The 13,064-nt window shown below is 74.0% G+C and carries 10 protein-coding genes and 1 pseudogene; 6 read left to right on the plus strand and 5 right to left on the minus strand.

Annotated features, from left to right (window positions below; all coding sequences use genetic code 11):
• The 3 genes and pseudogenes from ABD296_RS46765 to selD all read left to right on the plus strand — a co-directional run.
• Positions 1–230: pseudogene (locus tag ABD296_RS46765) on the plus strand (L-seryl-tRNA(Sec) selenium transferase); the annotation flags it as partial.
• Positions 231–232: 2 nt separating this feature from the next.
• Complete coding sequence (gene selB / locus ABD296_RS46770) at positions 233–1,993, plus strand: selenocysteine-specific translation elongation factor (RefSeq protein ID WP_344284040.1); 1,761 nt, start codon at positions 233–235, stop codon at positions 1,991–1,993.
• Positions 1,990–2,991, plus strand: coding sequence for a selenide, water dikinase SelD (selD, locus tag ABD296_RS46775; RefSeq protein WP_344284043.1), 1,002 nt, complete (start codon positions 1,990–1,992; stop codon positions 2,989–2,991). The genes selB and selD overlap by 4 nt, the downstream gene beginning before the upstream one ends.
• 12 nt (positions 2,992–3,003) lie before the next feature.
• Here the strand turns inward: selD and fdh are convergent, their stop codons facing one another.
• The 5 genes from fdh to ABD296_RS46800 all read right to left on the minus strand — a co-directional run bounded on the left by fdh (position 3,004) and on the right by ABD296_RS46800 (position 10,975).
• On the minus strand, positions 3,004–6,255 hold the full coding sequence (gene fdh / locus ABD296_RS46780; protein ID WP_344284046.1) for a formate dehydrogenase: 3,252 nt from the start codon (positions 6,253–6,255) through the stop codon (positions 3,004–3,006).
• A 91-nt stretch (positions 6,256–6,346) separates the two neighbouring features.
• Entirely contained in the window at positions 6,347–8,101 is a 1,755-nt protein-coding gene (locus ABD296_RS46785; protein WP_344284048.1) for a hypothetical protein, read from the minus strand.
• Between the two features lie 168 nt (positions 8,102–8,269).
• The gene (locus tag ABD296_RS46790) at positions 8,270–9,016 is read right to left on the minus strand and encodes an SCO6745 family protein (protein ID WP_344284050.1); all 747 of its coding nucleotides are present in this window, start codon (positions 9,014–9,016) and stop codon (positions 8,270–8,272) included.
• Between the two features lie 32 nt (positions 9,017–9,048).
• A complete protein-coding gene (locus ABD296_RS46795) occupies positions 9,049–10,257 on the minus strand; it encodes a PP2C family protein-serine/threonine phosphatase (protein WP_344284053.1) in 1,209 nt (402 codons plus the stop codon).
• A gap of 196 nt (positions 10,258–10,453) precedes the next feature.
• Positions 10,454–10,975 carry a MarR family winged helix-turn-helix transcriptional regulator gene (locus tag ABD296_RS46800; protein WP_344284056.1) on the minus strand — a complete coding sequence of 174 codons (522 nt, stop codon included), beginning with the start codon at positions 10,973–10,975 and terminating at the stop codon, positions 10,454–10,456.
• Between the two features lie 347 nt (positions 10,976–11,322).
• Between ABD296_RS46800 and ABD296_RS46805 the strand changes: the two genes are divergently transcribed.
• Genes ABD296_RS46805 through ABD296_RS46815 form a run of 3 tightly spaced genes read left to right on the plus strand, consistent with a single transcriptional unit; the run spans position 11,323 to position 12,968 of the window.
• Complete coding sequence (locus ABD296_RS46805) at positions 11,323–12,117, plus strand: hypothetical protein (RefSeq protein ID WP_344284059.1); 795 nt, start codon at positions 11,323–11,325, stop codon at positions 12,115–12,117.
• Positions 12,118–12,123: 6 nt separating this feature from the next.
• Positions 12,124–12,363, plus strand: a complete 240-nt coding sequence (locus tag ABD296_RS46810) for a hypothetical protein (RefSeq protein WP_344284062.1) — start codon at positions 12,124–12,126, stop codon at positions 12,361–12,363.
• A gap of 23 nt (positions 12,364–12,386) precedes the next feature.
• The gene (locus tag ABD296_RS46815) at positions 12,387–12,968 is read left to right on the plus strand and encodes an N-acetylmuramoyl-L-alanine amidase (protein ID WP_344284064.1); all 582 of its coding nucleotides are present in this window, start codon (positions 12,387–12,389) and stop codon (positions 12,966–12,968) included.
• Positions 12,969–13,064: the final 96 nt, after the last annotated feature.

The following is a 13,064-nucleotide window of genomic DNA, read 5'->3' on the forward strand; positions in this document are numbered from 1 at the left end:
CGGCCGTCGACAGCGACGCCGCCGGCGGGGGCGGCGGCGCGCCCGGCGTCGTCCTGCCGAGCGCCGCCGTGTCGCTGCCCGAACCGTACGCCGCGCGGCTCCGGCAGGGCACGCCCGCGGTCATGGGGCGCGTCGAGGACGGCCGGTGCCTGCTCGACCTGCGCTCGGTCCCTCCGGACCAGGACGGCGCCGTCGCCGGCGCGGTGCTCGCCGCGGCGGGAGGACGGTGAGGATGCACGTCGTCGCGACCGCCGGGCACGTCGACCACGGCAAGTCCACGCTCGTCCGCGCGCTGACCGGGATGGAACCCGACCGGCTGGAGGAGGAGCGGCGCCGCGGCCTGACCATCGAACTCGGCTTCGCCTGGACGGACCTCCCCGGCGGCGGAACCCTCGCGTTCGTCGACGTCCCCGGGCACGAGCGGCTCGTCGCGACCATGCTCGCCGGCGTCGGCCCCGCGCCCGCCGCGCTGTTCGTCGTCGCCGCCGACCAGGGCTGGCAGCGGCAGTCGCAGGAGCACCTCGCGGTGCTCGACGCGCTCGGCGTCCGGCACGGCCTGCTCGCCGTCACGCGCACCGACCTCACCGACGCCGCGACCGCCGGGCGGGTGCGCGACGACGCCGTGGACCGCATCGCCGCCACGTCCCTCGGCAAGGTCGCGGCGGTCGAGGTCAGCGGCGCCACCGGCCGGGGACTGGACGACCTGCGCGCCGCCCTCCGCGACCTCACCGGATCGCTTCCCGACCCCGACCGGGCCGCCGACGTGCGGCTCTGGACCGACCGCGTCTTCACCGTCCAGGGCCGCGGCACCGTCGTGACCGGCACGCTCGGCGCCGGCACGATCCGCGTCGGCGACCGGCTCGCGGTCGGCGGCGGGACCGTCCGGGTGCGGGGCCTGCAGAGCCTGAAGGAGCAGCGGGACGAGGTCGGCGCCGTCGCCCGCGTGGCCGTCAACCTGCACGGCGCCGCGGAGGTCCGCCGCGGCGACGCGCTGCTGACCCCGGGACGCTGGCTCACCACCGAGCTGGTCGACGTCCGGTTGCGCGGCGACCCGGCACGCGACCTGCCGCGGCGGCTCGTCCTGCACGTGGGGTCGGCGGCGGTGCCGGTGCACATCCGCGCGCTCGGCGACGACACCGCGCGCCTGGCGTTGGAACGTGCGCTGCCGCTGCGCGCCGGTGACGTCGCGCTGCTGCGCGATCCCGGCCGGCACCGCGTCGCGGCCGGCGTTACGGTGCTGGACGTGCGGCCCGAGCCGTTCACCCGGCGCGGCGCGGCGGCGGCCCGCGCGCGGGAACTGGCCGCGATGACCGGCCGTCCGGACGGCGCCGCCGCGCTGCGCCGCCGCGGTCTCGTCCGCCGCGCCGACCTGGTCGCGATGGGGGTGCCCGTACCGTCCGACCCGGTCGCGGGGGACTGGCTCGCCGACCCCGACCACTGGGACGACCTGCGTCGCCGCCTCCACGAGGCCGTCGAGCAGCATGCGAAGGACCACCCGACCGATCCCGGCCTGCCAGCCGAGGCGGCGCGCCGCGCGCTCGGCCTGCCCGACCGCGCCCTCGTCGAAGCGCTCGCCACCGGCCTGCACCGCCGCGACGGCCGCCTCTACGGCACCGCCAAGGCACCCGAACTCCCTGCGCACGTCAAAAAGGCGGTCGACGCCGTCCGCCGCGACCTGTCCGAGGCCCCGTTCAACGCCCCCGACGCCGGACGGCTCGCCGAACTCGGCCTCACCCCGAAGCTGGTCGCCGCCGCCGCCTCGGCAGGCGCGCTGCTCAGGATCGCCGACGGGATCGTCCTGCTGCCGGGCGCCGACGCCGAGGCCGCCGCGCTGCTCGCGAAGCTGGACCAGCCGTTCACCCTCAGCGAGGCCCGCCGCGCCCTCGGCACCACCCGCCGCGTCGCCGTCCCGCTGCTGGAGCACCTCGACGACCAGGGCCGCACCGTCCGCGTGGACGACCTGCGCCGCCGCTGCACCGAAAGGACCCCATGACCGGCAAGCGGCTGACCCAGTACGCGCACGGCGGCGGCTGCGCCTGCAAGATCCCGCCCGGCGAGCTGGAGGACGTCGTCGCGGGCCTCACCGCCGGGCCCGCCCACCCGAACGGCGACCTCCTCATCGGCCTCGACACCGGCGACGACGCCGCCGTCGTCACGTTCCCTGACGCCCCGGGCGGCCCGGCCGTCGTCGCCACCGCCGACTTCTTCACCCCCGTCGTGGACGACCCGTACGACTGGGGCCGCATCGCCGCCGCGAACGCGCTGTCCGACGTGTACGCCGTCGGGGGCCGCCCGCTCGTCGCGGTGAACCTGCTCGCCTGGCCCCGCGACGTCCTCCCGTTCGACCTCGCCCGCGAGGTGCTGCGCGGCGGGCTCGACGTCGCCGCGCAGGCGGGCTGCCACGTCGGCGGCGGCCACAGCGTCGACGACCCCGAACCCAAGTACGGGATGGCCGTCACCGGTGTCGCCGACCCGGCCCGCCTGCTCCGCAACGACGCCGGCAAGCCCGGCACGCCGCTCACCCTGACGAAGCCGCTCGGCGTCGGCGTCCTGAACAACCGGCACAAGGCGACCGGCGAGGTGTTCCCGCACGCCGTCGAGTCCATGGCCGCGCTCAACCGCGACGCCTGCGCGGCCGCGCTCGACGCCGGTGCCGTCTGCGCCACCGACATCACCGGCTTCGGCCTGCTCGGACACCTCTACAAGCTGGCCCGCGCGTCCGGCGTCACCGCCGTGATCGACGCCGCCGCCGTCCCCTACCTGGACGGCGCCCGCGACGCCGTCCGCGCCGGGTATGTCAGCGGCGGCACCCGCCGCAACCTCGACTGGGTCGCCCCCCGCACCGACTTCGGCGCCACCGCCGAGGAGGACCGCCTCCTCCTCGCCGACGCCCAGACCTCCGGCGGCCTCCTGGTGGCCGCCGAACTCCCGAACCACCCCGTCATAGGCGAACTCATCCCCGCCACGGATCACGCCCTGCTCATCCGCTGACGTGGTTCGGGGTCAGACTTCGGTGCCGGTCTGGTCGGTGATGCCGGCCCGTTCGCGGTAGGTGCGGACCAGGGCGAGGGCCGCCGGGCCGCGCGGGCGGCGGCCGGGGCGGATGTCGCAGGCGAGGGCCTTCGCCTCCTGGATGTGGGTGTTCGGGTCCAGGACGAGGTGCAGCAGCTCGTTGGCGGAGTCGCCGCGGCTGTAGCCGTTGGCCCCCCAGTGGTAGGGCAGGCCGATCTGGTGCAGGGTGCGGCCGTCCATGGTCAGCGGCGACATCCGCTCGGTGACCATGACGCGGGCCTCGATGACGCCGCGGGCGCTGACGATGGTGGCCCAGCCGCCGTGTTCGAGGTCGCGCTCGGCCGCGAGCTCCGGCGAGATCTCGCAGAAGAACTCCGGCTGCAGTTCGGCCAGGTACGGCTGCCAGCGGGACATGCCGCCCGCCGTGTGGTGCTCGGTGAGCCGGTAGGTGGTCGTGACGTAGGGGAACACCTCCGAGCCCGGTTCGTTCCCGCTCGGCTGGTAGAGGTTCGCCGGATGCGGGTCGAGCAGGTGCCGGACGGGGTTGCGCTGCTGCTTGTACAGCGGGTTCGGGAACGGCGATTCCTGCGGCTCGTAGTGGGTGGGCAGCGGGCCGTCCGTGAGCCCGGCGGGGACGTACAGCCACCCCTTGCCGTCGGCCTGCATGATGAACGGGTCGTTGCCGGCGAGGGCGTCCGGGCCGGACGAACCGCGCGGCGGCTTGTAGTCGGGCGCCTTGTCGGGGACGAAGTCGGGCACGTCGTGGCCCGTCCACTTGCCCTCGTCGGCGTCCCACCAGACGAGTGCCTTGCGGTCGCTCCACGGGTTGCCGTCCGGGTCGGCGGACGCCCGGTTGTACAGGATGCGGCGGTTCGCCGGCCACGCCCACCCCCATTCGGGCGCCACCCAGCTCTGGTCCTTGCCGGGCTTGCGGCGCGCGGGCTGGTTCACGCCGTCGGCGTAGCAGCCGGCGTAGATCCAGCAGCCGCAGGAGGTGGAGCCGTCGTCCTTCAGCTCGGTGTAGGACGAGATCGGGTTCCCGTCGGCGTCGTGGCCGTTGACCTCGGCGAGCACGGCCTCCGCGTCGGGTTCGGCGATGCCGCCCCGGGTCGGGTAGTCCCACGTCAGGTCGAGCACCGGGCGGTCCATCTCGTCGGACGAGCCGGCGAGCTTCTCGCGGATGATCCGGCCGAGGTGGTACATGAACCACAGCTCGCTGCGCGCGTCCCCGGGGGGTTCGACGGCCTTGTGGTGCCACTGCAGCATCCGCTGGGTGTTGGTGAAGCTGCCGTCCTTCTCGGTGTGCGCGGCGGCGGGCATGAAGAACACCTCGGTGCCGATGTCCGCGGTGCGCATCTCCCCGGTCTCGATCTCCGGGCCGTCCTTCCACCACGTCGCCGACTCGATCAGCGAGAAGTCGCGGACGACGAGCCAGTCGAGGTTCGCCATGCCGAGCCGCTGCATCTTGGCGTTGGCGGAGCCGACCGCCGGGTTCTCGCCGAGCAGGAGGTAGCCCTTGCACACGCCCTCGATCTGGGCCATCACCGTCTCGTAGGTGCTGTGCGAGCCGGTGAGCCTCGGCAGGTAGTCGAAGCAGTAGTCGTTGCCGTCGGTCGCCGCGTCGCCCCAGTACGACTTCAGCAGGCTGACGAGGTAGGACCGCATGTTGCCCCAGAAGCCCTTCCGGGCGGCCTCGGCGGCGATGAACGCGTCGAGGTCCTCGTTGGCGTGTGCGTGCGGCATCGGGATGTACCCGGGCAGCAGGTTGAACAGCGTCGGGATGTCGGTCGAGCCCTGGATGGACGCGTGGCCGCGCAGCGCGAGGATGCCGCCGCCGGGGCGCCCGATGTTGCCGAGCAGCAGCTGCAGGATCGCGGCCGTCCGGATGTACTGCACGCCGACCGAGTGCTGCGTCCAGCCGACGGCGTAGGCGAACGCGGTGGTGCGGTCGCGGCCGGAGTTCTCCGTGACCAGCTCGCAGACCTGCAGGAACTGGTCGCGGGGGACGCCGCAGACCCGTTCCACCATCTCCGGGGTGTACCGGGAGTAGTGCCGCCTGAGCACCTGGAAGACGCACCTCGGGTGCTCCAGGGACGGGTCGCGGTCCGGGTCGCCCTCGCCGAGCGCGGGGCCGCCGGAGCCGCTCTTCTCGCCGCGTCCGGACGACGACAGCGCCTCGACGCGGTCGTCGTACTCCATGTCGCGCTCGCCCGCGGCGGACTGCACCTCCAGGCCCGCGTACCGCCAGGTGCTCGGGTCGTAGCTGCGCGACTCGGGGTCCAGGCCGGAGAACACGCCGTCGAGGTCCTCGGTGTCGCGGAAGTCCTCGTTCAGGATCACCGACGCGTTGGTGTACTCCAGCACGTACTCGCGGAAGTACGCCTCGTTCGACAGGACGTGGTTGATGATCCCGCCGAGGAACGCGATGTCACTGCCCGCGCGCAGCGGGACGTGCGCGTCCGCGAGCGCGCTGGTGCGGGTGAACCGCGGGTCGACGTGCACCAGCTTGGCCCCGCGCGCCTTCGCCTCCATGACCCACTGGAACCCGACCGGATGGCACTCGGCCATGTTCGAGCCCTGGATCACGATGCAGTCGGCGTTCTGCAGGTCCTGCTGGAAGGTGGTCGCGCCGCCGCGTCCGAACGAGGTTCCCAGACTGGGAACGGTGGAGGAGTGTCAAACGCGCGCCTGGTTCTCGATCTGCACGGCGCCGAGCGCGGTGAACAGCTTCTTGATGAGGTAGTTCTCCTCGTTGTCGAGCGTGGCGCCGCCGAGGCTGGCGAACCCGAGGGTGCGCCGCGTCCGCTTGCCGTCCTGCTCCCACTGCCAGCCGTGCCGCCGGGCGTCGATGACGCGGTCGGCGATCATGTCCATGGCGGTGTCGAGGTCGAGGCGCTCCCATTCGGTGCCGTGCGGGCGGCGGTAGAGCACGTGGTGCTCGCGCGCCGAGCCGGTCGTCAGCTGGAGGCTCGCCGAGCCCTTCGGGCAGAGCCGGCCGCGGCTGACGGGGGAGTCGGGGTCGCCCTCGATCTGGGTGACCTCGCCCTTCTCGACGTACACGTTCTGGCCGCAGCCGACCGCGCAGTACGGGCAGACGGACTTGACGACCTGGTCGGCGGTGCTCACCCGCGGCTTCAGCCGCTCGCTGGCCCCGCTCTTGGCGGCGGCCCCGCGGCCCAGCGGATCGTCCCCGGTCACCTGCCGGTAAACCGGCCACGATCCGATCCACTGGCGGACGCCCATCCCGACCCCCTCACCTCATCGCGCCGTCTGCTACCCGCGTCCCGCACCCCGAAACACCGGGGGCGGGACGCGGGCGGGACGTCACTTCACGTCACTTCGCGGCGAAGGCGGCCAGGTTCGTCGAGACGATCTCGGGCTTGCCGTCGTTCTGCTTCGCGGACGCGGTGAGCACGTCGAGGTGCTGGTAGCCGGGGGCGATGACGTCGCCGGGCTGCGGGGACCGGCCGCCGAGCCCGTCGCCGGCCTCCAGGTTGATGATCGGGTTGGCCGTCGGGCCGCCGGTGTGGACGGCGTCGTCGGCGATGCCGGGGGAGGCGGCCAGCGCGATGTCGGTGACCATCTTGGTCGGGAAGTAGTGCTCGGTGAAGTCCAGCGGCTGCTCGGCCAGGCTGCGGGCCAGCTCGCCGATGTCGGTGACCTCCTTGGCGGCGGACGTGAACGGGGTGCCGTCCTTGGACGTGTAGACCGGGTCGTCGGGGGCGCCCACGCGGTCGTAGTTCCGCCAGCCGTACAGCGGGCCGTTCGGCTGGTCCGGGATGGCCTTCTTGTCCGGGCCGAGCAGTTGCGACAGGCCGCCGAGGCCGATCGAGTCCAGGTCGTTCGGCGCCGGGAACTCCTTGTCGACGATCTTCCCGCCGTCCCAGAACCCGACGCTGGCCTGCATGAACGCCAGCGGCTCGGAGTTGTCGTCGAGCAGCCCGCCGAGCGCCGCCGCGTTGGTGAAGTGGAAGTCCTTCACGGTCGGGGAGCCCTTGACGAACGTCGGGTAGTCCTTGGAGAACAGCAGCCGGTAGGTGGTGTCGGTGTTGAACGACGACGGCACGTAGGTCGCCAGGTCGGACAGGCCGCCCGGGGAGACGTCGGCGGCCAGGCCCGCGATCGACAGCAGGTTCATCGTCTCGGTGTTGATCAGCGCGGGGGCCGAGAGCGAGCGGGGGACGACGCCGCTCTCCAGCCCCGCCTGGACGGCGCCCGCGCCGAACTTCAGCAGCGGGATCAGGTCGGTCGGGAGCTGGCCGTCCATTCCGGGCAGGCTCGTGCTGATGCGGGTGTCCAGGGCGAAGTAGCCGGAGCACTGGTTGTAGCCCGCGTCATCGGTCGTGGAATGGTTCCCGTCGAAGTCCCATTCGGCGAAGAACGCGGTCAGGATGCCGCCGAGGGAATGGCCGCCGCACAGCATCTTCTGCTTGCGCGCCTTCTGGTCCGGCAGTTCGCGGGCCATCAGGTCGTACTCGTCGCGGACGGTCTGCTCCAGCCCGACGTTCTGCAGCCATTTCACCTGGTCGTTGGACTGGTATCCGGCGAACTTGCGGCCGTCCACCTCCTTTTGCCGGTAGTAGTAGTCGACCGCGAGATGGACGTCCTTCGCGGCGAGCCCGGCCTGGACGCCGGTGCGGTCCTCCAGGCAGTTGGAGCGGCGGTCCAGCGCCCAGAATTCGATGTGCCTGCCGTTCTTCGCGGCGGCCGCGACGGTGTTGCGCGCGACGCTGTCGAAGGCGCCCGCGCCCTCCAGGATGCCGGGCTGCGCGACGAGGATCTTGTCGGCCTGCGCCGAGGCGGCGGGGCCGCCGGAGTCCCGGAACCGCAGGTACGACAGCCAGTCGCAGGCCTCCGGGTGCGGGCCCGCCGAGGCCGGCAGCGGGACGCGCACCCGCACCAGCGACTCGGCGACCCCGGTGACGGGGGAGTTCGTCGCGACCGGCGTTTCGACCCGGTCGGCGGCGCGTGCGTTCGCGGGCAGCGGCACCGCCACCGCGGCGGCGACGAGCGCCGACGCGCCCAGCACGGCGAGCCCGCCGAGCCGGCGCGAGGGGCGGCGAACGAGGGGGTGGGGTGGTCGCCCCATCGCGTTCTCCTTCCGGACGCTGATGGATACGGGGCAACAATGAACGCCGTTCTGCCGCCGCGACAGTCGTCCGCTGACACAATTCCCGCGCCGTTTCTGTCCCCGGTCGACAAAAAAGGCCGCCGCACCGCGCGGAGCCGAGCCCAGGGCCAGGCCGGGGCGCGGCGGTCAGCCGAGCGCGGCGGTGCGGACAGCGCCGATCAGTTCGGCGAACTCGGCGCGCTCGGAGGGCGACAGCGCCCGCTCGTACACCGCGGCGGCCAGCCGGTCGGTGGTGTCCTCGGCCTCCAGGCGGCGGCCCTTCAGCGCGGAGCAGTCCGGCAGGTCGCCGCGCCAGCCGAGGAAGCGAGCCCGGTCCTCGGTGTCGTTGGCGAGCACGGCCTCCAGCGGCGCGAGCCCGGCCGCGGTCGTCGCGACCAGGTGCAGCGCGCCCCGCCATTCCCGCAGGACGTGGATCAGCTGGGCCGTCCTGGCCGGGACATCGTCCGCCAGCGGCTCGGCCCGCCAGCCGCAGAACAGCGGCAGCCCGGACCCCTCGGCCGCGTCGACGACCCGGCCGGCCAGCTCGCACAGCCGCTCGCCGCCGGCGTCGCCGATGCGGTCGCGGCCCCACTGCACGCAGGTCGCCGCGTACCGCCGCGCCGCCTCGCGCGCACCGGCGACCGCGACGCCCTCGTCCCAGAACAGCCGGACGACCTGCGGAGGGAACCAGCCCATCGCGGCCGCCACGACGTCGGCGTCCACGTCCCCGAGGACCCCGCCGCGGCCCGCGAAGTAGAACGCGAACGGGTTGGCGTACCCGGCCTCCTTGCCGCGCTCCGCGGTCGCCGGGTCGAGCATCCACGCCGCCCCCACGTCGTGGACGATCCTGTCGGCCGCCCGCACGGTCTCCATCGCGTCCAGCTGCCCGCCCATCGCGCCTCCTCCGCTCGCCGGTAAGCGGGAGGTTACTCCCGCTCGCCGCTCGTGCGGGCGGCGGGGCGGTGCCAGTCGAGGCACACCACCACGGCGTCGTCGGCGAGATCGGCGCCCTCGTGGTGCTCGATCAGCTCGTTCACGATGGTCAGCGGCACCTCCGCCGCGTCCTGCAGCCCGCTGCGGCGGGTGGCCTGCTCCAGCGCGTGCGTGCCGAACTCGCCCCGCCCGGACCGCGCGGAGAACACCCCGTCGCTGACGATGACCAGCCGGTCGCCGGCCTCCAGCCGGAACCGCTGCGGCCGGTACTCGGTGTCGGGGAACATGCCGAGCGGCAGCTGCTGCTCCAGCGGGATGCGCGTCACCTCCGCGCCGCGCAGCCGCAGGATCCGCGGCGAGCCCGCGTCGATGACGTGCACCGTCCCGTCCGCGAGGTCGATCCGCATCACCAGCGTCTCGGTGAACTCCCGGCCCCCGTAGCGGACGTGCACCATGTCGTTCGCCAGGCTCGCCTGCTCGCCGATGTCGGCGCCGGAGCGGCGCGCGTTGCGCAGCGCCCCGACCGTCAGCGACGTCAGCAGCGCCGCCTGGATGCCGGTGCCCGACCCGTTGGTGACGGTCAGCGCGAGATGGTCGTGCTCGGCGGACCAGTCGAAGTTGTCCCCGCCGATGGAGTAGGCCGGTTCGAGATGCCCGGCGAGGCTGTAGCCGTCGCCGGTGCAGGCGTGCCCGGGCAGCAGCTGCCACTGCAGTTCGGCGGCGAGGGTCAGCCGCTGGCTGCGCCGGGCCCGCTCGTAGCGGTCGGTCTGGTGCCAGGCGACCCGCAGGGCCGCGCCGAACACCGCGCCGACCTCCTCCAGCTCGTCCAGCGCGGCGTCGTCCCAGCCGCCGCCGGGCGACCGGAACTCCAGCACGCCGAGCCGCTCGCCCCGCGCGGTGACCGGGACGAAGGCGGCCTCGGAGTCGACGACGCGGTGCCGGGAGACGAACGCGCGGCCCGCCGCGGAGCCCTGGATCCGGATCGGCGCGGCCGGCTCCCCTCCCGCCGACCGCGCCGGCGCGGCGCGGTAGGGCTCGACCGGCAGCAGAACGCGCGAGTGGTAGTCGTTCACCAGCAGCCGCACTCCGCGGATCAGCGGCGGGTCCTGCCGGAACAGCGCGCTCAGCGTCTCCGGGAGCGCGTGCGCGGGGGCGAGGCGCAGCGCCCGTTCGACCTCGGCCGCGCGGCCGTGCGTGCTCATTGCGACCCCATCTCCTTGGTCCGGGCCGTCCACCTCCCGGGGTGTGGTTCCTCCGCAGGCCCGTCCGGACTGGGACGGAGAACCGCAGGGGAAGACTGTCAAAAAGCTTGCCACATGGCAAATACTTGATGTCGAGGAGCAGCGGAATTCCTTCACCGGGTCTGCGCGGAACCGGCCGGACGGGGGCGAACCGGGCTCAGGCGGTCCGCGAGCCGAGCGCCTCCGACGAGCCGTCCTGCCGTTCGCGCGCCAGGTCGAACTCGGTGAGCGCGTCGAGCAGCCGCCCCCGGGACGCGGGCGTCAGCTGCGCCAGCACCTCGCGCACCGCCGCGCGGCGCCGCCGGGTCAGCTCCGAGTACAGCCGCTCGCCCTGCTTGCTCAGCCGGACGATGATCTCCCGCCGGTCGGTCAGCGCGCTCTCGCGGACCACCAGGCCCGCCGCCTCCAGCCGGTCGCACAGCCGGCTCGTGGACGAGGGGATCGCGCCGAGCTCCTCGGCGAGCCGGCCGAGGTTCGGCCGGCCGAACCGGGCGATCGCCTCCACGGCGCGCAGCTGGATCGGCGACACCGCCGGCTCCAGCCCCTGGTCCGCGCGGCTCCACAGCAGCGCCGCCGCGCTCAGCACCCGCTCGACGGCGGCGGTGACGTCGTCCGGCACCTCGCCGGCCCCGCCGGCCGCCGGGTCGTCGGCCGAGAGCTGCGGTCGTCGCTGAGTCACGCCCCCGCCTTTCTCGTGGAGTTCCCTGGCCTCGCCACCCGCGGCACCGGCTCGCGCGTCCCGCCGCGGAGGGGCGGGACGGGGCGCGTCGCAGACGGTAGACAACGATAAACGACGACGGCCGTCAGGGGGCGGCGGCGAACCCGGCCGGACCCGCGCGCAGCCGCACCGCGCGGTCGGTAGGGGTGATGCGGGTCCACGTGTTCCGGAGTGCGATGGGGCCGGCATCTCGCGGCCATATCCGGGCAAAGCCGGGCCTTGCTCGGGTTCGAGCGGGTTGATGCCGGTAAGGGGTCATCGGACCGGTCGTGCGTTCCGGCCGTCCCGCCGCACCGGAGGAGGACCCCATGGACCAGCCGCACGCCGCCGGGGACGGCACGCCCCGCGAGGACCCCGACGTCCTGCTCGACGTCCCGGTCGTCAAGGTCGACGAGATCGAGCTGGAGGTCGACGACCTGCGCGCCGACGTGTCGCTGCGCGCCGCCGTGCTCGACCTGCTCAACCTCGAGGTCGGCGCGGACGTCACGCTCGGCCGGGTCAGCATCACCCTCAAGGGGGTGGAGGCCCAGGCCATGCTGAAGGTGCGCCTCGACAACGTCGCCCGGATCATCGAACGGGTCCTGGACACCGTCGACCAGAACCCCGAGATCCTCACGGACGTGACGCGCGGCCTCGGCACGGCCGCCGGAGAGGTCGGCCGCGGCGCCGGAGGCGCGGTCCGCGAGGTCGGGCCGGGCGCCGCGCAGGCGGTGGAGGACGTCGGGGCCGGCGCGGGACGGGCGGTCCGGGACGTGGGCGGGAACGCGGGGAACGTCATCGGGGACGACGCCGGCCGGGCGGCCGGGAACGGGGTCACGGGGCCGGCGCGGCACGCGGCCGACGCCGGGAGGCCCGGGCCGGAGCCGCGGAAGGCGCCGCACCGGCCGCACGTCGGGCGCGAGCCCGGACCAGAGCGGCGGCGGACCGAGGCGCCGCCGCCCCCGCCGGCCGGCCCCGCCCCCCGCGGCGAACCGCGGCGCGACGTCCCGGAACGGCCGGACGACCTGGCGGCGGGCGACCTCGCGGCGGCGCTGACCAGGAAGTCCGTGCGGGCCGGCCGCGACCTGATCGGCGGCGTCCTGAAGCGCCTGCCGGGGAGCTGAGGAGCGATGGGGGAAGCGGAACGGGAACCGGACGTGGAGATCAGCGCGTCCGCCGAGGCGGACGAGCTCGTCGTCCGCGAGCCGGCGGACGTCACCGAGCGGACGACGGCCGAACCCGAGGGCGATGCGGAGTCGAGCACCGAGCGGCACAACCTGCCGCGCTCGACCGAGGCGAACACCACCTACCGGCACATCCGCATCTCCCACCGGCTCGCCGCACGGCTGACCGACCCCGGTCCGCCGTAGGCGTCGGCGAATACCATCGGGCCATGGGTGTCTCCGCAGGTCCTCCGGTGGACGACAGGCTCGTCTCGTGGTGGGCGTCGCTGCGCCGCAGAGCGCCGGAATCGGTGACGACCGTCGTCCTGCACGCCACCGAGATCCCCACGCTGTCCGAAGCGTGGGACTACGCGGAGCGCAGTGCCGAAGGAACCGCGGACGGCGCCGGGGTGTGCGGCCACCTCTACGTCGACCGCGACGGCGGCTGCCACCGGTTCGTGCCGCTCGACCGCGTCGCCGCCCACGCCGCCGGTCACAACACCCCGTCGATCGGGATCGAGCTGGTCAACACCGGCCGCCACCCCGACCACTTCGACTCGCGCGCGCAGGTCCCCGCCGAGGACTTCCCGGCGGAGCAGACGGACGCCCTCGTGGCGCTGCTGGCCGTCCTCAAGGAGACCCATCCCGGCCTCGTCCACCTGGTGCGCCACAGCGACCTGGACCAGCAGACGATCCCCGCGTCCGACGACCCGGCCGTGCTGGTCCGGCGCCGCATCGACCCCGGCCCCCGGTTCCCCTGGACGCGGGTCCGGCGCCACTGGGAGCGGCTGATGAGCGAGCATCCCGCCTGACAGGCGGGGCCGGGCTAGCTGTTCTAACCACAGAGGTTGCGAACACGGTCAGCCGATGATCTTGAAATGAGGGAGGGCCTCCGGGTTCGGTGTGGA

Origin of the sequence: Actinomadura napierensis (assembly GCF_039529375.1) — a bacterium.
GTDB lineage: Bacteria > Actinomycetota > Actinomycetes > Streptosporangiales > Streptosporangiaceae > Spirillospora > Spirillospora napierensis.

Excerpts from the sequence above, each read along its gene's own strand:
- selB (WP_344284040.1), top strand. The coding sequence starts at position 233 with ATGCACGTCGTCGCGACCGCCGGGCACGTCGACCACGGCAAGTCCACG.
- selD (WP_344284043.1), top strand. The coding sequence starts at position 1,990 with ATGACCGGCAAGCGGCTGACCCAGTACGCGCACGGCGGCGGCTGCGCC.
- ABD296_RS46785 (WP_344284048.1), bottom strand. The coding sequence starts at position 8,101 with ATGGGGCGACCACCCCACCCCCTCGTTCGCCGCCCCTCGCGCCGGCTC.
- ABD296_RS46790 (WP_344284050.1), bottom strand. The coding sequence starts at position 9,016 with ATGGGCGGGCAGCTGGACGCGATGGAGACCGTGCGGGCGGCCGACAGG.
- ABD296_RS46795 (WP_344284053.1), bottom strand. The coding sequence starts at position 10,257 with ATGAGCACGCACGGCCGCGCGGCCGAGGTCGAACGGGCGCTGCGCCTC.
- ABD296_RS46805 (WP_344284059.1), top strand. The coding sequence starts at position 11,323 with ATGGACCAGCCGCACGCCGCCGGGGACGGCACGCCCCGCGAGGACCCC.
- ABD296_RS46810 (WP_344284062.1), top strand. The coding sequence starts at position 12,124 with ATGGGGGAAGCGGAACGGGAACCGGACGTGGAGATCAGCGCGTCCGCC.
- ABD296_RS46815 (WP_344284064.1), top strand. The coding sequence starts at position 12,387 with ATGGGTGTCTCCGCAGGTCCTCCGGTGGACGACAGGCTCGTCTCGTGG.